At 37.0% G+C, this 19,195-nt stretch carries 14 protein-coding genes; 12 read left to right on the top strand and 2 right to left on the bottom strand.

The features are described 5' to 3' along the window. Positions 1-123 precede the first annotated feature (123 nt). Positions 124-1,457 (top strand): IS3 family transposase gene (locus ACIQ7N_RS15530; RefSeq protein ID WP_402933618.1). Its coding sequence is split into 2 segments (ribosomal slippage): positions 124-508 and positions 508-1,457, totalling 1,335 coding nucleotides; the frame shifts between segments, so codons are not numbered across the junction. Positions 1,458-2,016: 559 nt separating this feature from the next. Here the strand turns inward: ACIQ7N_RS15530 and ACIQ7N_RS15525 are convergent. After that, positions 2,017-2,163 carry a hypothetical protein gene (locus ACIQ7N_RS15525; protein ID WP_402933617.1) on the bottom strand — a complete coding sequence of 49 codons (147 nt, stop codon included), beginning with the start codon at positions 2,161-2,163 and terminating at the stop codon, positions 2,017-2,019. A 361-nt stretch (positions 2,164-2,524) separates the two neighbouring features. Between ACIQ7N_RS15525 and ACIQ7N_RS15520 the strand changes: the two genes are divergently transcribed. Continuing rightward, positions 2,525-2,698, top strand: coding sequence for a hypothetical protein (locus ACIQ7N_RS15520; protein ID WP_402933615.1), 174 nt, complete (start codon positions 2,525-2,527; stop codon positions 2,696-2,698). A 273-nt stretch (positions 2,699-2,971) separates the two neighbouring features. After that, the gene (locus tag ACIQ7N_RS15515) at positions 2,972-4,144 is read left to right on the top strand and encodes an ATP-grasp domain-containing protein (RefSeq protein WP_402933613.1); all 1,173 of its coding nucleotides are present in this window, start codon (positions 2,972-2,974) and stop codon (positions 4,142-4,144) included. A 516-nt stretch (positions 4,145-4,660) separates the two neighbouring features. Here ACIQ7N_RS15515 and ACIQ7N_RS15510 read toward each other — a convergent pair. Beyond that, positions 4,661-6,106 (bottom strand): helix-turn-helix domain-containing protein, encoded by a 1,446-nt coding sequence (locus ACIQ7N_RS15510; protein ID WP_402933611.1) that lies wholly within the window; start codon positions 6,104-6,106, stop codon positions 4,661-4,663. A 232-nt stretch (positions 6,107-6,338) separates the two neighbouring features. On the opposite strand from ACIQ7N_RS15510, the gene hutH reads away from it, so the two are divergent. The 9 genes from hutH (at position 6,339) to ACIQ7N_RS15465 (ending at position 18,681) form a co-directional block, all read left to right on the top strand. Beyond that, the gene (hutH, locus tag ACIQ7N_RS15505; protein WP_402933609.1) at positions 6,339-7,853 is read left to right on the top strand and encodes a histidine ammonia-lyase; all 1,515 of its coding nucleotides are present in this window, start codon (positions 6,339-6,341) and stop codon (positions 7,851-7,853) included. 165 nt (positions 7,854-8,018) lie between these two features. After that, the gene (locus ACIQ7N_RS15500) at positions 8,019-9,284 is read left to right on the top strand and encodes a YjiH family protein (protein ID WP_402933607.1); all 1,266 of its coding nucleotides are present in this window, start codon (positions 8,019-8,021) and stop codon (positions 9,282-9,284) included. A gap of 15 nt (positions 9,285-9,299) precedes the next feature. Then, positions 9,300-10,970, top strand: a complete 1,671-nt coding sequence (gene hutU / locus ACIQ7N_RS15495; protein ID WP_402933605.1) for a urocanate hydratase — start codon at positions 9,300-9,302, stop codon at positions 10,968-10,970. Next, the gene (gene hutI / locus ACIQ7N_RS15490) at positions 10,967-12,253 is read left to right on the top strand and encodes an imidazolonepropionase (protein ID WP_402933603.1); all 1,287 of its coding nucleotides are present in this window, start codon (positions 10,967-10,969) and stop codon (positions 12,251-12,253) included. The genes hutU and hutI overlap by 4 nt, the downstream gene beginning before the upstream one ends. A gap of 336 nt (positions 12,254-12,589) precedes the next feature. Then, on the top strand, positions 12,590-13,390 hold the full coding sequence (locus ACIQ7N_RS15485) for an NUDIX domain-containing protein (protein ID WP_402933601.1): 801 nt from the start codon (positions 12,590-12,592) through the stop codon (positions 13,388-13,390). Between the two features lie 90 nt (positions 13,391-13,480). After that, positions 13,481-14,032, top strand: coding sequence for a cysteine hydrolase family protein (locus tag ACIQ7N_RS15480; protein WP_402933599.1), 552 nt, complete (start codon positions 13,481-13,483; stop codon positions 14,030-14,032). A 15-nt stretch (positions 14,033-14,047) separates the two neighbouring features. After that, on the top strand, positions 14,048-15,517 hold the full coding sequence (locus ACIQ7N_RS15475; RefSeq protein ID WP_402933597.1) for a nicotinate phosphoribosyltransferase: 1,470 nt from the start codon (positions 14,048-14,050) through the stop codon (positions 15,515-15,517). Positions 15,518-15,543: 26 nt separating this feature from the next. Continuing rightward, positions 15,544-16,158, top strand: a complete 615-nt coding sequence (gene nadD, locus ACIQ7N_RS15470) for a nicotinate (nicotinamide) nucleotide adenylyltransferase (protein WP_402933595.1) — start codon at positions 15,544-15,546, stop codon at positions 16,156-16,158. Between the two features lie 645 nt (positions 16,159-16,803). Beyond that, positions 16,804-18,681 (top strand): SLC13 family permease, encoded by a 1,878-nt coding sequence (locus ACIQ7N_RS15465; RefSeq protein ID WP_402933593.1) that lies wholly within the window; start codon positions 16,804-16,806, stop codon positions 18,679-18,681. Positions 18,682-19,195: the final 514 nt, after the last annotated feature.

Genomic DNA, 19,195 nt, shown 5'->3' with positions numbered 1-19,195 from the left:
AGAAAATAAAAAAAGCCCTCCTCAAAATTAAACTGTACCCTATAAGATAGACACTTTGAAAAAAGTCTATCCTATAGGGTACTTTTGTTTATAATGAGAAAAAAGATGTCGGAGCGGAATGAAATGACGAAAAGATTATTTACTAAAAAAGAGCAAGAACAACTAAACTGTAATCCTAATGTCCAAGCTATTAGTGATAAGGCGATTACTTATACTGAGGAATTTAAACGCCATTTTATTGTAGAAAATGAAAAAGGAAAACTCCCAAGAACGATTTTTGAAGAGGCCGGTTTAGATGTTGGACTGATTGGTTTAAAGCGCATTAGTTCAGCGGGAAAGCGGTGGCGTGCAGCTTATCGTACAACTGGGGTAGCGGGTCTACAAGATACACGGAAAACAAATTCAGGTCGTCCAATAGAACGAGAATTAAGTTTAGAAGAAAAAATTGCACGATTAGAAGCGAAAAATCGATTATTACAAGCGGAGAATGAACTGTTAAAAAAGCTCGATCTACTCGAAAGGCAGATGTTAAAGAAGAAATAAAAATTGCAACAGAACTAAAATTTGAATTAATCAGTAAGACGATTCAAAAATATAAACTAAAACGTTTAGTAAGCTATCTATGTGAAATCATGGGTGTTTCTCGTTCAGGTTACTATAATTATTTCACAGAAAAATCAGCGCAAAAGCGTGCAGCACATGAGTTAGCGGATGAAGCAGTCAAAGAAATCATTTTAAAAGCGTATCATTTCCGAGGACGTAAGAAAGGTGCACGTCAAATTAAAATGACGTTAGAAAATCAATATGGGATTACGTATAACTTAAAACGTATACGCCTCATTATGAAGAAATTCGAAATTATATGTCCAATTCGAAAAGCTAATCCGGCACGTAGAATGGCCAAAGCGACAAAAGAACATCGTACATGCCCAAATGAATTACAGCGTAACTTTAAACAAGGTATAGCAGGAAAAGTATTATTAACAGATATCACGTATTTGACGTACGGAAACGGCAAACGTGCTTATTTATCAACGATTAAGGACGCTGAGACAAACGAAATTTTAGCGTATGAAGTATCTGCTTCATTAAGTATGGATATCGCGCTTAATACACTTCGTAAATTGAAACAAAATCACCACCATTTAGCAGAGGATGCATTTATTCATTCAGATCAAGGATTCCATTATACGAATCCGCAATTCCAGAAACTTGTGAAGGAAATAGGACTAGGGCAATCGATGTCACGCCGAGGAAACTGTTGGGATAACGCCCCTCAAGAATCCTTCTTCGGTCATTTTAAAGATGAAACCAATTTGAAAGCGTGCGAAACATTAGAACAAGTAAAACGAGAAGTGAAAAGTTATATGACGTATTACAACCATTATCGAGGGCAATGGAACTTGAAAAAGCTGCCGCCTGCAAAATACAGACAGCAGCTTCAAAAGGTTGCCTAGCTTTTTTTCAAAATGTCCTTTACAAAGGGTACACTTTAAATGAGGAGCGGGCTCTAAAGAAATTTTTAAGGATCACCGAACTGAATTAATTCTATTTTTGAAAATAATTATTAACATAATTGTTGTATTAATAATTATACCTGCATATGGAAAAAATAGAGGTATTTTAATAATATCATTAGACCCACTATCAGTCCACAAATCACTAAAACTACTGAGAGAATATTTTTAATCATGATAGATTATACCTCCTTCTAGTTTACATTTGTCATGAATCTGCTCTAACTTTAAAAGCACAGTAAGAAACTACGCCTTCAGTTGCTAAACTTCTTCTAACAAACAAGGGATACACCCAGTTCCTGCCGTAAGTCCACATGCGAGTCCGCAGACAACAGATAGAGATGTAATTGCCCAACCAGCAATTCCTTTGCTAGCTAAACAATCATTAAATTCACTCCAAAAACCTGCCTTTGCTTTTAAAGGTTGGAAAAATGAAGCTACCCATTAGTAGCAACTTCTTCATTTGAGGAAGGAAGATCAAAATCCTCTTTTTCTAATTCTAAATATTCTTTTTTGCTAAATCTCCATTATTATAAACCTCTACTTCAGATGTATAATTGACGTCATCACCAATAATTTTAATTTCAGCATAATATTCTAAGTTTCCATTCTTGTCAAAGATAACTGTGAAATACGAATTATTCAACTCTTCTTTTACATTGTTATATTCAATAGGAATATAACAACATCATTTTCATCACCAGTTTTAATATCTAAATTAGAGAAGGCCGAATTTTCATTTGTAGCTAAACTTATTTCATTATCAGAAATAAATAAAAAACGAAAAGAAATTTAAAGATGAAAATCAGAAATAACAGAGGAAAAGAAAGCCTATTTTGATAGGCCTTCTTTTTTATAAATTGACCTGATAAAAATATAATTAATAGGTGAATATATAGTTTACTTCAAATTAGGGAAATTAATCTATATTCTATCAAAATTTGACATTATTTCAATTGGTGGTTATAATGACATAGTATTCAGGAATAACAAAGGAGGTTAAAATTATGTCAATTAAGTTGGATAGTAAACAGCAGGAAGAAATATTCCAAAATTTAAAATCGCAAGGAATTTCAGGTGAGTCTTTGGATAATGTTTCAGGAGGAATTTCTCTTCAGCCATCGAGTTCTGCTACTTATACAACACTAGCAATAGGTGAAGAACATCCTTGGTGGCCTTAGAAAAAAGTAAGACAAATAGATATTAGTCTATTTGTCTTATTTTTTTATTAAGTTTTAGTTATTAATTAAGAGAAGATATTTCGATGCTTTGTATGAAAAAATACTCGATTTGTTAATCTCTTTCCTAAAGGAGCATCGTCAGCCTCTTCATTATAAATAGACTGAACGAGGGAATGTATGCAAGTGCACTAAGAGATATGAGCGGAGAATGAAAAAACTATATAAAACCGTTGATATATTTACATTAATAGATGGAAGAGAGAATATAACTATATGACTATATGTATTGTTAACCCAATGAATGATATTCATTGTAACTATATGATTTTGAAATTAAAAGAACGAGAGATTCCCTATATAGAGTTAGGCCCATTAGAAAAAAACGAATATACTTTCCAAAATGGGAAATTATTTTATAACGGAACATTAATTGATTTCGAATCAATCTCTTCAGTTTACATACATGGCAATATGAGCTTTGTACCTAAGAACTTAAATGATTCGTACATTGATACTTATGATGAACAAATTTTATTCAAAGCCCAAATAGAAAATTTAAGTACATGGTTGAAAATATTACGAGATAAGGGAATCACTTTAATAAATCCTCCTGTTGATAGTACAAAGTACTACCAGTTATTCCGCCTTATAGATGCTCAAATTCCAATGCCGCAAACATGTATTACAAATTCGTACAATGAATTACAAAATTTTGTTAGTAAAGTCGGACAAGTAATATTTAAACCTCTAACAGGCGGAGAACATTGTAGGGAAGTAAATCAATTCGTGCTAGATTCTTTAAGAAATCAACAAACAGAGCCCATTATTTTTCAAGAGTACATCAAAGGCCAAGATATTAGAGTCTATTTGTTAAATGGAGAAATAATATCCTCACATATCCTAGAAAATAATACAGACTATCTTGATTATAGGGAAAACCCTGCGTTTTCTACAGATAAATTGAAATATATACCAGTAAATCTTCCTGAGTATGTAATTAAATTTTGTAAAGATGCTGCGAATATACTAAATCTCTCTTTTACTGGTATTGATATAAAGATAGATGAAAAGGGTAACTATTATTTAATTGAATGTAATAGTATGCCCATTTATATTGATGCTGAAATTAAATTGAAGATATCTATTACGGATAAAATAATTGATGCTTTAGAAAGTTCAAAATCTAAAAATTCTACCCCTATCGTGTTAAATAATCCGACATTGCATTTGAAAAATAATGAGTGTAAACGTGAAAGTAGATTATTTGATTATAAAAGTATTTATTTATTAAATTACCAAAAAAATATAACTAAAAATCCGGATGTAATTGTTCCTTTAAATGAAGAACAATTAGAAGATATAAAGAAAAATAAAAAATATAAGGGTTCGAAATACATGATTGTATCATTAGTTAATAATGAATTGAAAGTAAGTGGATTTATATAATTATATCTAATGTCTTCTAGACAAATGAACGGGCAGTAACGACCAGGGTTTATCCTTTGTCGTTACTGCCTAATTTTAATGTTGTGTAAGTTCAAAATGAATGGATATAAATAACGAAATTTTTAAAAAAAGAGGGGGAATTACAATGGGACTTTATTCAACAATTCGAATGGTCGATGTTACAACACCACAAATTGCGGAGATGGTTTGTGCATGAAAAAAGTAGTTGAACTACTTGCAGATAATAAGCACGGGGTAACACAGCTTTTAGAATCTCACTTTACTATGGTAAATGGTGGATGGGCTAAATGTAATTTTAGATTACGGATAACTGAGGACGTCATAATTACGAATTTGGATTTATCAAATCTGAAAAGTTAATAGTTTCACAATTCCTGATGGAGAAGTAGCTTATCTGGCTTAATAAAAAGTGCACTTACTGAATTGTAAGTGCCCCTTATTTCGTTGCTTTTTTAAAATATTAAAAAATAACTAATTACCTTCGGATATGCCTTTTCACGTTTTGCGATAACGATGGGGAGTAATTCCGATGTGCTGTTTAAAAATTTTTATGAAGTAATTCGAATCTTCAAAACCATTTAAATCGGCAATTTCACTAATAGCAAAATCAGTTTCTACAAGCATTTTTGTGGCATTTTGAATTCGAACTTGCTGTAGGTAGCGTTTAAATGGCAGGCCTTGCTTCTTTGAAAAAATGGTACTTAAATAATTGGGACTAATCCCTAATTTATGGGCAACGTAAGGTAAAGATAACCTGCTATCCTGAAACTGCTGGTCAATAATTTCTATAGCTAGCTCTACATAGTCAGCCCGTTTTTCCATTCGTGCCTCATGAGCTAATTCAATCAGTCTTTGTGTAAATGAAATAATGCCATTTAGAATGGTATAAAATATAGGGTGCTCAATAATTAAATGAAAAAGCTGACGATAATTTTGCTCAATTGCCGCTTTCTCATGTAATTTATACTTCAACATAAAGCGCCGAATTTGCGCCAAAACACTCGTTAGATGTATACGTAAGTCATCTTGCTTGTAATATATCCCTTCATTAGATAGTCGATATAAAAATGCTTTGACGGCTTCAATATTTCCATCCTCTAAACTACTTATTAGTAATTGTTGCTCTTCAGGTGTTAGTAATGGATCGAAGGTCTGTGTCTCCAATTGTTTGCTCGCATAAAAAATATGTCCAAAGCCTTCGTAAAAGCTTTGATGAAGTGCACGTTTTGTTAAGGTATACATATTCTTCATGGTAGTCGGCTCCCCATCATAAATTCCGATATTTAACGAGCTATTATTTGTTAATCGCCATTCCTTCATTAATGTTCGAACATCCTTCTCTAAATCATTTGTTTGGAATAAACAAACAATTCTTTCCGATAAAGGATAAATTCTCATACTAGAATAAATAGGCGTTTGCTGAAGCCAATTGTATAGTTTGTTAAACATTTCGGAATGCTCAGGCTCGATCATTGTGAAATGTATATTTGTCTCTAGGGAGCATGTTTTATTATCTAAAAAGAGTTGATAGTAAAACGATTCATCTGTAGTTTCTTGATACGCTGCTTCTGCCTTTGGTGTTCGAAGGGAAATAGCGGTGAGTTTTTGTTTTAGTATTTCTAAATCAATTGGTTTAACGAAGAGATGTGCAACCTGTAAATCAATTGCTTTTATTGCATTTTTAAACAATGGCTCAGTTGTCATAGCTAAAATAGTCCCAGAATGCTTTTGTAAAACACGATAAAGTGCAGTTAAACGATTATTCGAGAATAAATCGATATTTAGCAGTATCACCTCAGGTTCGAATTGCTGGATACTTTGAAGTGCCTCATTAATAGTTGTGCTTATTTCTATAGTTACATCCCCAGGAAAATATGTATGTAAAAACCACCGGATGCCTGAAAGATCAGTGGAATCCCTGTCAATCAATAATAATTTCACAACTGCAAACCTCCTTAAAATTATCTAGTTTCGTAAAAAAATACTACTATATTATTAAAATAACAAAAATTCTGAAATAATTCATGTTTTCTCTTTTAAAATTCCCTATTTTCTGAAAAAGGTAGTTAGTACAATGTAGTTAATGTTATTGTTATTTAACTTTTGTAGCGATAGCGAAATTGATTAAAAGCATTTTTACATAGCTCTAAGGAAACAGGGGGATGTCATTATTATGAAGTCTATAATCGAGCTTGATGGCAAAACATTAACAAGACAGCAAATAGGGGAAATTGTAGATGGTCGAGCTACGGTAGCGCTTTCTCTAGATAGTGTGGAGCGTATACGTTTAAGTAGGGAACGCATTGAAAAGCGTTTAGCTGAGGGGCAAACGATATATGGTGTGAATACAGGCTTTGGAAAGCTAAGCAATATAAAGATTGAAGAGGAAGACATTGAACTTTTACAGTTAAACTTATTGCGTTCAGATGCGACAGGTGTTGGTGAACCATTCCCGACAGATGTCGTACGCGCCATGATGGTTTTACGTGCCAATGCTTTAGCCCGGGGTTTTTCAGGAATTCGTCTAGAAACAGTGCAGCTGCTTTTAGAATTTATTAATAAGGGAGTACATCCGATTGTACCTTCTCAAGGTTCAGTTGGAGCAAGTGGAGATTTAGCGCCGTTATCACATTTGGCTTTAGTACTAGTAGGTGAAGGTAAGGCGGAGTTTAATGGAAAGATTATGAGCGGTAGTGAGGCGTTACAGCAAGCTGGGCTAACGCCTGTCCGACTACAAGCTAAGGAAGGTCTAGCGCTTGTAAATGGTACCCAAGCCATGACGGGTATCGGGGTTTTAACAGTGAACGAGGCAGAGCGTATTGGGCTAGCGGCAGATATGGCAGCAAGTTTAACGCTTGAGGCACTGAAGGGGATTACTTCAGCATTTGATCCAGCGTTGTTGGCGGTAAGACCACACCCAGAATTAGAGCTTGTTGGCGGACGAATCCGTAAGTGGCTTGATGGAAGTAAACGTGTGACAAAGCAAGGTGAAATCCGTATGCAGGATGCCTATTCACTACGTTGCATTCCGCAAGTGCATGGTGCTTCATGGCAGTCATTTTTCTATGCTCAGGACCGTGTGCAAACTGAAATGAATGCAACGACAGATAATCCGATTGTTTTAGAAAATGGAGAAGTATTGTCTGGTGGGCATTTCCACGGTCAACCAATTGCATTAGCAATGGACTTTTTAAAAGTCGGTGTAAGTGAGTGGGCTAATATTTCTGAGCGACGTACAGAACGCATGGTTAATCCACAGCTTAATGAAGGTTTGCCACCATTTTTAGCGACAAATCCTGGTATTGAATGCGGACTGATGATTGCGCAATATACAGCAGCCTCTATCGTATCTGAAAACAAAGTATTGGCACATCCTTCAAGCGTGGATTCTATACCGACATCGGGTAACCAAGAGGATCATGTGAGCATGGGTACAACATCGGCCCGTCAAGTACGTCAAATCGTGCATAATGCCGCTCGTGTCATTGCGATAGAAATGATTTGTGCATCGCAGGCTATTCATTTAGATAAGGCAGAAGAGCAGTTATCTCCAACAACTCGAAGGTATTTAGAAAAAGTGCGTGAATTTTGTCCGCCGTTGTTAGCGGATCAACCAATCGGCGATGAAATTGAAGCGCTTGCACGGTATTTATTAACGAGTGATGTTCTATTAAATGAGTATCTGTAAACCTTAAGGTGATAACTTCCTAGAGAAAATCCAACATATCCTTCAAGTTGTCTGGATGACCTAGAAATTTCTTTCAAAAGCACTTGCATCGGAGGGATTGATATAGAATTTCATCAAAGAGAGCTGGAGCGAGACTCGCAATTTCGAGTCTCCTCAGCGATTAAGATGTTTGTCTGTAGTTTAGTCGGAATATTCAGCTTTTTTATATCGTTTGATTGGCAAGGGAAGAATACAATTTTAATTGATCACATCGTGAATTTTATTCGAGGCGAAGCACCGCTGCTTGTAACTGCGTATGTACTCATCATGCTTGTAGGTGGAGCGATTCATCCTTTCGTTACTAAGAAATGGAATGAGTCGACCGTCAATATAGTAATGTCCATCTTTAAAGTGGGCGGTATGATTGCGGGGATTTTGTTAATTTTCAATATAGCACCTGGATGGTTAGCGGATGAAAGTATTGGCCCGTATTTATTGGAGAAGCTTGTTAAGCCAGTGGGAATACTAATTCCAATCGGGTCATTGTTTTTAGCACTTTTAGTAAGCTATGGATTACTTGAATATATCGGTGTTTTAACACAGCCGTTTATGAAGCCTATTTTCAAAACACCGGGACGTTCAGCGGTGGATGCAGTTGCCTCATTTGTCGGCAGTTATTCGGTGGGCTTGCTTTTAACAAACCGTGTTTATATGGAAGGTCGCTACACAGCGAAGGAAGCCGCGATTATTGCAACAGGCTTCTCGACTGTATCGGCAACGTTTATGGTCGTTATTGCAAGTACGCTAGATATTATGCAGCATTGGAATGCGTTTTTCTGGGTATCGCTCGTTGTAACATTCTTAGTCACAGCGTTAACAGCGCGTATTTATCCACTTCGTTCAATAAAGGATGACTACTACAAGGGCGCAACGCCTATGCCAGAAAAGATTGTAAAGAAGGACCGTTTTAAAGAAGCGTGGCGTCAAGCGATGGATGCAGTTGAGCAAAATCCACCTTTATCTAAAGTTTTATGGTCAAATCTAAAAGATGGCTTCATCATGGCAATGGGTGTTATTCCGTCGATTCTATCGATTGGTCTGCTAGGGCTTGTACTTGCAACATATACGCCCATTTTTGATTGGCTTGCTTATATTTTTGTACCATTCACATATGTGTTACAAGTTCCAGAACCATATTTAGCAGCGAAAGCTCTGTCATTATCGTTAGCAGAAGTATTTTTACCGGCACTTGTTGTCACGCAAGCAACAGTTGTGACGAAATTTATTGTGGCAGTCGTATCAATATCGGCAGTTTTATTCTTTTCAGCCGTTATTCCACTTATTTTATCATCTGAAATTCCGTTGACATTGCGCCAAATTTTACTCATTTGGTTTGAGCGTGTCGTATTAACTTTAATCATCGTAACACCGATTGCATTTTTACTATTCTAAAGGAGCGTGTTTTTAATGGTAGTTAAAACAAATATTCGTGCACCACGTGGAAATGAATTAACATGTAAAGGTTGGACGCAGGAAGCTGCAATGCGTATGTTAATGAACAATCTAGATCCTGAAGTAGCAGAAAATCCAGATGAACTAATTGTCTATGGTGGGATTGGTAAAGCGGCGCGTAATTGGGAAAGCTATGAGCAAATTATTACGTCATTAAAAGAATTAGAGAATGATGAGACACTTCTTATTCAATCAGGAAAGCCGGTAGCTGTATTCCGTACACATGAACATGCACCTCGTGTATTAATTGCGAACTCTAATTTAGTGCCAGCGTGGGCAAATTGGGAGCATTTTTATGAGTTAGAAGACCGTGATTTAATGATGTACGGCCAAATGACTGCTGGTAGCTGGATTTATATTGGTGCACAAGGGATTTTACAAGGAACATATTTATCATTCGTAGAGGCGGGCAAAAAAGTATTTGGTACAGCAGATTTACGAGGCAAATTCATCCTTACAGGTGGTATGGGTGGCATGAGTGGTGCACAGCCTTTAGCTGGAAAAATGGCTGGCGCTGTCATTTTAGTCGTCGAAGTAGAGCGTGCTCGAATTGAACGTAAAATAAAAGAAGGCTACTGTGACTATCTTGTTGAGTCGGTAGATGAAGCTATTGAATTAGTCAATAAACTACGTGAGCAAAAAGAGCCTGCGTCAATTGGTCTTGTTGGCAACTGTGCAGATGTTAATCGTGAGCTATTGAACCGAGGAATTATCCCTGATTTTGTAACTGACCAAACATCTGCCCACGATCCGATAAATGGCTATGTTCCAAATGGTATGACGTTTGAGGAAGCGCTTAAACTGCGTAAAAGTGATGTGAAAACGTATGAGCGAAGAGCAAAAGAGACGATGGCAGAGCATGTTCGTACAATGCTTGAATTCCAGCAAGCAGGTGCAGAAGTATTTGATTACGGTAATAATATACGTGCCTATGCCAAAGAGATGGGTGTAAAGAATGCCTTCGATTTCCCTGGTTTTGTTCCAGCGTATATTCGTCCCTTATTCTGTGAGGGGAAAGGGCCATTCCGTTGGGCTGCACTTTCAGGTGACCCTGAGGACATTTATAAAACAGATGCACTTGCCAAAGAAATGTTTGCTGAAGATGAAGGTCTTGTGAATTGGATTGATATGGCGCAAAAAATGGTTAAATGGCAAGGGTTACCGGCACGAATTTGCTGGTTAGGCTATGGTGATCGTCATCGTTTTGCATTAAAGGTTAATGAAATGGTTGCCAATGGTGAGCTTTCAGGACCGATTGTCTTTGGTCGAGATCATCTAGACTCAGGTTCAGTTGCTTCACCAAATCGTGAAACAGAGGGTATGCTTGATGGCTCTGATGCAGTATCGGACTGGCCGATTCTAAATGCGCTTGTCAATACTGCAAGCGGTGCTAGCTGGGTAAGTGTTCATCACGGTGGTGGTGTAGGTATGGGTTATTCTCAGCATGCTGGTCAAGTGCTAGTAGCGGATGGTTCTGAGTTAGCTGCAGAGAAGATTGCACGAGTGTTAATTTCCGATCCAGGAATGGGCGTTGTTCGCCACGCAGATGCTGGCTATGAAATTGCTATTAATACAGCAAAGAACAAAGGTGTACGTATACCAATGTTAAAGGATGATGCGAAGTGACAATTTTAATCAAAAATGCCAATGAAGTGATCACGTTAAAAAGTGCTGTACAAGGTCCTCGTACAAAGGAACAAATGCGTGACATCGAAGTAGTGGAAAACGGCAGTGTTTTAATAGAGGGGAATAGCATTATAGCAGTAGGGTCAATTGCACAGCTAGAAGCGGATTTCCCTGATCTTGTAAAGATGGCTGAGGTCATTGACGCCTCAGGTAAGATCGTTATGCCGGGTCTCGTCGATTGTCATACGCATTTAGTTCATGGTGGTACACGTGAGCAGGAGTTTAATATGCGTCTTAATGGTGCCACATATATGGAAATTATGAATGCGGGTGGCGGGATTCATGCCACAACAAACCGGACACGAGAAACTAGCTTTGATGATTTATATAGAAAAACGATGAATCATTTAGATGTATTTTTAAAGCATGGTGTCACAACGGTGGAGGCAAAATCAGGCTATGGTTTAGATTGGGAAACTGAAAAGAAGCAGCTTGAAGTTGCGAAGGAATTACAAGCTACACATGACATTGACGTCGTTAGTACCTTTATGGGGGCGCACGCGGTGCCGCGTAACTATAAGGGACGTGAGGATGAATTTGTCGATGTCGTCATTCACGACATGCTGCCGAAAGTAGCTGAGCTAAATCTTGCCGAATTCAATGATGTATTTTGTGAAAAAGGTGTATTTACGCCAGAGCAATCACAACGCATTTTAGAGGGCGGGAAAGCGTTAGGGTTAACACCGAAAATTCATGCAGATGAAATTGAGCCTTATAAGGGAGCAGAACTTGCCGCGGAAGTAGGGGCAATCTCGGCGGAGCATTTATTAGTTGCTTCGGATGAGGGAATACAAAAAATGGCTGAAGCCGGGACGATTGCAGTGCTGCTGCCTGGAACAGCATTCTTCTTACGTGCGCCTTTTGCAAGGGGACGCCTAATGATTGATGAAGGGGTACCTGTAGCAATTTCAACTGACTTTAATCCCGGCTCATCCCCAACGATGAGTTTGCCGTTTATCATGAATTTAGCTTGTATGCATATGGGTATGACATTAGAGGAAGTGTTAACGGCGACAACTATTAATGCAGCATATGCACTTAACCGTGGACATCAAATTGGCTCCCTTGAAGCGGGCAAACAAGCTGACGTCATTATATTGGATGTTGCCAATTACAAGCAATTGCAATATTTCTATGGCATGAACCATACGAATACGGTCATTAAAAATGGGCGAGTTGTCGTACAGGATGGTATTCTTTTGAAAAATCAGCTAGTGAATTAAATAATATGAAAGGCATAAATAGGGCAGAGATGCTTTATTTATGCTTTTTTTATGGAAGGCAGTTCTTCTTACTTTTTTATAAAAAGAGTTGAAATTGTTAGCTGGAAAAGTTATCATGTTATTAAATATTAATTCATGAATTGCAAATTACTACTGACGATATATAGAAAATGTAATGAAGTTGTATCCAAATTTATATAAATATAAGCCGGAACAGAAATCAACCACACGTTATGGACAAATACTCGCCCTCTAAAGGGGGTGTATACATTTCGTCGCATTATGCTTTATCAAAACTTTCCCTGCAAAACATTGAATCAAAGGAGTTATCTTAAAATGACAAAATATCGTTCACAAGAAGAAGTTCTAGCGAATTATGATTCTTCTAAATATAAAACACCTGATGGATATACATCAGATATCGCAATTTTTACAATAACATCCGAAAAAGTAGAGGAAAAAGCACCTCCGATGATGACGCTTAAAATCATGTTGATTAAACGAACTGAAAAAGATCGTGAAGGAAATCCAAATATCGAAGGTGGAAAATGGGCGCTTCCAGGTGGATTTGTAGATGCGACAAAAAGGGAAACCGCTTATATGGCTGCTAAAAGAGAGTTGAAGGAGGAAACGAATGTAGATGGTCTACACATTAGGCACTTTGGTGTCTATGATGACATAGATCGTGATCCTCGAGGTTGGATGATTTCAAATGCCTTTTATGCGATTGTTCCGGAAGTATACATTGAGCAGCGTCAAGCTAATGATGATGCCGCAGAAGTGGAATTATTCGATATAAATGAAGTGTTCAAACTTGAATTAGCCTTTGATCATCGAAAAATTATTTCAGACGCTTTAGAATTTATTAAGAAAGATATGATACAAACAACAGTTGCTAAAAACTTTTTACTAGAAGAATTTACGTTATCTGAGCTACAGAGGGTTTTATTGACAGTGGGAGATGATCCACGCATTTCAAATGATTCTGTGTTCTTTACAAAAGCGCCAAAGTTGCCTTTTATTGAAAAAGTTTTAGATGAAGAAGGGAAACCGAAGAAAACGAAAAGAAATTCATTTAGACCGTCGCAATTGTATTCTTTTAATGACTTCGAAATCGTAGAGTCAATTTACCATTAGGAAAGCTTCTGTCTTTCCTAATTAATTTTCAACATACTAATTTGTAATTTGTTAATTACTAATTAAATGAGGAAGTGGAGTGATGGAAATATGCCAAAACGTGCATTGATTAATATTGATTATACAGTGGATTTTGTAGCACCAGATGGAGTTTTAACTTGTGGAATACCGGGGCAACTATTGGAAGAGGTAAATACTCAATTAACAAAGGAATTTATGTCGAACGGTGAATTTGTCGTTTTCGCTATTGATGTTCATGAAAAAGAAGATAGCTATCACCCAGAAACAAAGCTTTTTCCTCCTCACAATATTAGAGATACAAGGGGGAGAGAACTATATGGCTCTTTAAAAGAACTGTTTGAAGGCAATAAAGGGTTAGAGCATGTCTACTACTTGGATAAAACAAGATATTCTGCTTTTGCAGGTACGGATTTAGAGATTAAATTGCGCGAAAGAGGCGTTACAGAACTGCATTTAATAGGTGTATGTACGGATATTTGCGTTCTTCATACAGCGGTAGATGCCTATAATAAAGGATTTAACATTGTTATTCATAAAAATGCAGTAGCATCTTTTAATCAACTAGGGCATGAGTGGGCGTTAGGACATTTCGAGCATTCTCTCGGAGCTACTATTATGTAAACGGAGGAATAGAGTATGAATTATGTAGACGATAGCTTCATGTTGCACACTGATTTATATCAAATAAATATGGTGGAAACTTACTGGAATGATGGTACTCAAAATCGAACAGCGGTTTTTGAATTGTACTTTCGACAACTTCCGTTTGGGAATGGCTATGCGATATTTGCAGGTTTAAAAAAGATGATGGAGTTTATTAAAAACTTTGGTTTTTCTAATAGTGATATTCAATATTTACGAGAGGAAGGAAAATACTCAGAGGAATTTCTTAAATACCTTCAAAGTTTAAAATTTACAGGCACTATTTCTGCTATGAAGGAAGGTGAATTGGTATTTGCAAATGAACCTATTTTACGAATTGAAGCTCCATTGGCAGAAGCTCAATTAATGGAGACACCTTTATTGAATATCGTTAATTATCAAACGCTTATTGCTACGAAGGCTTCGCGCATTAAACAAGTGATTGGTAAGGATGTGGCGATGGAATTTGGTACTCGTCGAGCGCATGAATTTGATGCAGCGATTTGGGGGACACGTGCGGCTTATATCGGTGGATTTTCTGCAACTAGTAATGTAAGAGCTGGGAAATTATTTGGCATCCCTGTCTCAGGTACTCATGCACATGCGATGATACAGGCATATCGTGATGAATATACTGCATTTACAAAGTATGCAAATACACATAAAGATTGCGTTTTTTTAGTAGATACGTATGATACGTTGCGCTCTGGTGTCCCTAATGCAATTCGGGTTGCAAAGGAGTTTGGAGATAAGATCGATTTTGTAGGAATCCGGCTAGACAGTGGAGACTTAGCGTATCTGTCAAAAAGAGCAAGAAAAATGCTAGATGAAGCTGGCTTCACGGAAGCGAAAATTATAGCATCTAATGATTTGGATGAATACACGATTATCAATTTGAAATCACAAGGGGCTAAAATTGATACATGGGGAATCGGAACTAAGCTTATTACAGCCTACGATCAAGCAGCTCTTGGGGGCGTATACAAATTAGTATCTATTGAAGATGAAAAAGGGGAAATGGTCGATACCATCAAAATTTCCGGAAATCCAGAAAAAGTAACGACACCAGGCCGCAAACGTATTTACCGAATTATTAATACAGCCAATGGTCATGCTGAAGGAGATTATATTGCATTGGACTACGAAAACCCGCAAGAAGAAAAGCTCTTGAAAATGTTTCACCCTGTTCATACTTATATCAGTAAATTTGTGGCGAATTTTACAGCGAAAGAATTACATCAAGACGTTGTAGTGAATGGATCTATTCTTTATAAGGAACCAACACTTCAAGAAATTCAAGTATATGTAGAGGAAAATTTACATCTACTATGGAGTGAGTACAAACGAACAATGAATCCAGAAGAGTATCCAGTCGATTTAAGTCAAGCGTGCTGGGATAACAAAATGATGAGAATTAAAGAAATTAAAGAAAAAGTCACGAAGATGATGAATGGGAGAAACTAATAGAGACGAAGAATGGAGGGCAGGAAATGACGAAAATAGGGATTTACGGATCATCCTTTGATCTGATTACAAATGTTCACCTTTGGACAGCTAGTACAGTCGCGCATCGTTGCAAATTAGATAAAGTGATTTCTTTACCTTGCTCAAATAAACGAAAAGACAAGGAGATAAAAACAAAGAATACGCATCGATGGAATATGCTGCAGCTGGCTATTGCTAGGGATGAGCGTTTTATTGCAGACTCATATGAAATGGAGCAAGAGGGCTGGAATATTTACACATATGATACGATGAAATATTTTAGAGAACAACACCCGAATGATGAAATTCATTTTATTATGGGCGCTGATTTATTAGTCGATATTGGTGCGGGGTTGTGGAAAAAAGGAGATGCGTTAGTAGCTGAGAATAAATTTATTGTCATGGCAAGGCATGGAATTGATATGTTATCAACAATTAGCCGTTCCCCTATTTTGAGGAATCATGATGATGGAAGATTCCATTTAATTGACAAAGGGTTAGCGATGGAAATTAGCTCTACCTATATTCGGGAAGAATTCGCAATGGGCGGTGAACCAAAATATCTACTGCCTGGCGCTTGTTACGACTATATTAAAGAGCATAATCTTTATCAAAAATAATCAAGTTAGGGCCGATACATGAGAGTGCGGGGGAATATTGCGCTTCACTATTTGCTGTAAAAGCTGTACGGATAATTTAATTGATAGACCACGCTTTAAGGTATTGCAAGGAACATCAAAACGGTCTCGTTTTCGTCCAAGGAGAGGTTTACTTTGGACGAAAAATAATCAAAATATATTTCATTATAATTAAGGTAGGGTTTTAAAGGTTTTACATCGCTATACTCTTTTGATGCGGCTTTCCTACAAATACAAACGATGAAGAGCTGTTGATTTTTCACGGAGAGTGGCGACTCCTGCGGGGTGAGCTTGCGCTGAAAGCCCCGCAGGAACGTAGTGACGAGGAGATTGAAGCCAAGCCCGCGGAAAGCGCCAACTCGGAGTGAAAATCAACCTTTGTTTAATGATACGCGTTATTTTATTTATTCTTTTGTCGATAAGTTGTTGATGTTGCTTGGAGTGAAGGCTGAACGACCCCGGGGGGAACGGAAATCAACCTCACGTTATGTGATTTTATTTCGAAAAGATGGTGAACTTTCTCATATTTAGTTCTTGGTAAGATATAATAAAGCTAAGTGGTGTAGCAAACATGCAAAGTGCTGGAATTACAAAAGGCTTTGCGTATCACCCTTAATAAAAAACGCAATGATTAATGTTAGAAAGGAATTCTTAAATGTGCAACTTACATTAACATTTCTTATTTTAGGAGCGACAATTTTTGCATTTGTGACGAATAAAGTACGAGCAGATCTCGTTGCGATTGTGTCACTTTTAGCATTTGTCATTACAGGTATTGTAACACCGACAGAGGCACTAGCCGGTTTTTCGAACTCTGTAGTTTTAATGATTGCAGGGTTATTTGTTGTGGGCGCAGGAATTTTACGCACTGGACTTGCAGGGATGGCAGGGCGATTATTGTTGAAATGGTCAGGTGATAGTGAGCTGAAATTATTTGTGTTATTGCTCATTATTGTAGGGACGGTAGGTGCCTTTATGAGTAATACAGGTACTGTAGCTTTAATGATGCCGATCGTTGTTAGTATTGCCGTTAGTATGAAGGAAAGTCCTTCGAAATTCTTGCTACCTCTCTCTTATGTTGCAAGTCTTTCGGGGCTTATGACATTAATTGCTTCACCAACAAATTTAATTGTCAGTCAGTTGTTAATAGATCGTGGTTATAATAAGCTAGGCTTTTTCGAGGTGACACCCGTCGGTATTGTGGGAATGGTTGTCGGTATTATCTATTTAGTACTCGTGCGCAATATTCTTTTACCAAATGAAAAGAATCGTACACAAACAAAAGCTGACTATAAACTATCACCGAAGAAGATTATTAAGCAATACGATTTAAATAATCATTTGTTTAAAGTGTTTGTGCCTGAGGGTTCGCCGATTATTGATGCAACATTAGCACAATTAAAGCTTCCGGCCAAATATACGCTTTGTATGATGAAAATTCACCGTCGATCTCAAGAAGGCATTAATTTTTTACCGATGACATATCAGGAAATGGCAGGTCCTACAAGCGTGATACATGCCAAAGATGAATTGTATGTCCAAGGTGAGGAAGAGAATATTCGTCGTTTTACATCCGATTATAGTCTAGAGATGCAGGAACTAGTCGAAGGAGAGGCAGATGACTTGGTATCGAAGCATCTTGGTATTGCAGAAGTATTATTAACGCCAAATTCGAGCTTTATTAATGAGACTGTTAGCACTCTGGGCTTCCGAGAAAAATATAATCTTAATATAATCGGTATTAATCATAGAGGTGGCTATAAACTTCAAGATATGGTGACACATAAATTGAAATTTGGTGATGCCATCTTAGTGCAAGGATCGTGGGATGAAATTCTATTACTTGCAAGGGAAACGCAGGATGTCGTTGTAGTTGGTCAGCCGAAAGAGCATGCGAGTGTGGCGGCTGCAACGGGTAAAGCTGGTATTGCTGGTGTCATTATGCTTTTAATGATTGTGTTAATGGCTTTTGAAATTTTCCCTGCTGTTATTTCCGTTATGATTGGTGCCGTATTGATGATATTAACAGGCTGTTTACGTAATATGGAGGATGCATACAGCAATATGAACTTTGAAAGTATTGTGCTTGTAGCTGCGATGCTTCCGATGGCGACTGCATTGGAGAAAACAGGTGGTATGGTTATTCTGTCCGATGGTATTATTAACGCGCTTGGAGATTATGGACCGTATGGAGTATTAGTTGGTGTATATACTTTAACAGTTATTTTTGGACAATTTATTAGTAATACCGCTACTGCAGTTTTGTTCGCACCGATTGCTATGAATGCGGCGATTGCAATGGGAGCAAGTCCAACGACATTTATGATTGCCGTTGCTGTAGCAGCGAGTATGGCGTTTGTCACACCAATTGCTTCCCCGACAAATGCGCTTGTGATGACAGCTGGCGGTTATAAATTTATGGACTTTGTGAAAATAGGAATCCCGTTACAGATTATTATGTTTATCGTCATGATGCTGGCAATTCCATTTTTCTTCCCATTTTAAAAACTCGGTTTCTATACCGAGTTTTTGTTTTTAGTGAAAAACAATTAATTTTTTAATTGAAATTATGATAAAATTATATTTTATATAACAATTAAACAATTAAATTAACATCAGATTGTGAGTCTAATATTAAATTGTTTTCTTAACCTTTATATAGGAAGTTTCTCGATGAAGTGAAAAACTATAAAGTTTTTTTAGAAAAAGTGTTGACCTTTTAAAATTAAGGGTGTAGTATTATACAAGTCGTTAAGACAGCTACTGAAAAACAATTAAATTAAATAAAAAATAGTTGTTGACACCTAGCGAACGACATGGTATTATATAAAAGTTGCTGTTGAGAAAACAGTGACGACATGAACCTTGAAAACTGAACAAGCAAAACGTAATCAATAAAGTTTTTAGTAGCTAACCTTGAGTTGGTGAACGAAACAAAATTTTGGACATCAAACATGATGCCAGCAAAACAATTTGAGCTAATCAAATTTCTTTTTATGGAGAGTTTGATCCTGGCTCA

Origin of the sequence: Lysinibacillus sp. NPDC095746 (assembly GCF_044763535.1) — a bacterium.
Lineage (GTDB): Bacteria > Bacillota > Bacilli > Bacillales_A > Planococcaceae > Lysinibacillus.
Note: the sequence above shows the minus strand (reverse complement) of the source record. Positions and strands in the feature narration are given on the sequence as shown.

Bases quoted from the DNA above. Each gene is read 5' to 3' on its own strand.
- ACIQ7N_RS15520 (WP_402933615.1), top strand. From the start codon at position 2,525: ATGTCAATTAAGTTGGATAGTAAACAGCAGGAAGAAATATTCCAAAAT.
- ACIQ7N_RS15515 (WP_402933613.1), top strand. From the start codon at position 2,972: ATGACTATATGTATTGTTAACCCAATGAATGATATTCATTGTAACTAT.
- hutH (WP_402933609.1), top strand. From the start codon at position 6,339: ATGAAGTCTATAATCGAGCTTGATGGCAAAACATTAACAAGACAGCAA.
- ACIQ7N_RS15500 (WP_402933607.1), top strand. From the start codon at position 8,019: ATGTTTGTCTGTAGTTTAGTCGGAATATTCAGCTTTTTTATATCGTTT.
- hutU (WP_402933605.1), top strand. From the start codon at position 9,300: ATGGTAGTTAAAACAAATATTCGTGCACCACGTGGAAATGAATTAACA.
- ACIQ7N_RS15485 (WP_402933601.1), top strand. From the start codon at position 12,590: ATGACAAAATATCGTTCACAAGAAGAAGTTCTAGCGAATTATGATTCT.
- ACIQ7N_RS15480 (WP_402933599.1), top strand. From the start codon at position 13,481: ATGCCAAAACGTGCATTGATTAATATTGATTATACAGTGGATTTTGTA.
- ACIQ7N_RS15475 (WP_402933597.1), top strand. From the start codon at position 14,048: ATGAATTATGTAGACGATAGCTTCATGTTGCACACTGATTTATATCAA.
- nadD (WP_402933595.1), top strand. From the start codon at position 15,544: ATGACGAAAATAGGGATTTACGGATCATCCTTTGATCTGATTACAAAT.
- ACIQ7N_RS15465 (WP_402933593.1), top strand. From the start codon at position 16,804: ATGATTAATGTTAGAAAGGAATTCTTAAATGTGCAACTTACATTAACA.